Genomic DNA, 835 nt, shown 5'->3' on the forward strand with positions numbered 1-835 from the left:
CACGATGTTGAGGGCCTCGTTGAGCATCACTTCCTGGCCGCGCCGCAGCTCGTCGAGCTCGACGTTGGGGCTGACGTTCACGCGGAGCTTGCGGCCACCGGTGAAGATGTCGGCGGTGCCGTCCTCGTTCTGGCTGAGGAAGACACCGAATCCGGCCGGGGGCTGTGCCAGCCGGTCCACTTCCTCCTTGAGGGCCACGATCTGGTCGCGGGCCTCTCGCAGGGCGGAGGCGAGCCGTCTGTTCTGCGCGGTCACGCCGGCCAGGTTGGTCTGGAGCTCGACGATCCGCTCCTCGGCGGCCTTCGGCGGGGTGTACGGAGAGGCGGTACGGCGGATGTGCGCGTTGCGGTCCACTGTCACGGTCCTCACCTCCTCGATGGGGTTGCGGGTTGGCGTGGTCGGATGCGGTGGCGTGCGGCGGAGCCGGGACCCCAGCCGGGCGGCGGGGGAGGGGGCGTCCGCTCAGTTCTCGGGGCCTTCCAGCATGTCGGTGACGAGGGCCGCGATCGGTGAGCGTTCGGAGCGGGTGAGGGTGATGTGGGCGAAGAGCGGGTGGCCCTTGAGCTTCTCGACGACGGCGACGACGCCGTCGTGGCGGCCGACCCGGAGGTTGTCGCGCTGCGCGACGTCGTGGGTGAGGACCACCCGCGAGCCCTGGCCGATCCGGGAGAGCACGGTGAGCAGGACGTTGCGTTCCAGCGACTGCGCCTCGTCCACGATCACGAAGGCGTCGTGCAGGGAACGCCCCCGGATGTGGGTCAGCGGCAGGACCTCCAGCATCCCCCGGGAGATGATCTCCTCGATCACGTCCGGGGTGGTGACGGCCGAGAGCGTG

At 70.1% G+C, this 835-nt stretch carries 1 protein-coding gene and 1 pseudogene; both read right to left on the minus strand.

Annotated features, from left to right (window positions below):
* Positions 1-297: pseudogene (locus PUR56_RS00440) on the minus strand (proteasome ATPase); the annotation flags it as partial.
* A 165-nt stretch (positions 298-462) separates the two neighbouring features.
* Positions 463-835, minus strand: a 373-nt coding sequence (locus tag PUR56_RS00445; protein ID WP_329947366.1) for a PhoH family protein, incomplete at its 5' end; no start/stop codon positions are given.

Origin of the sequence: Streptomyces sp. BE303 (genome assembly GCF_036290945.1) — a bacterium.
Lineage (GTDB): Bacteria > Actinomycetota > Actinomycetes > Streptomycetales > Streptomycetaceae > Kitasatospora.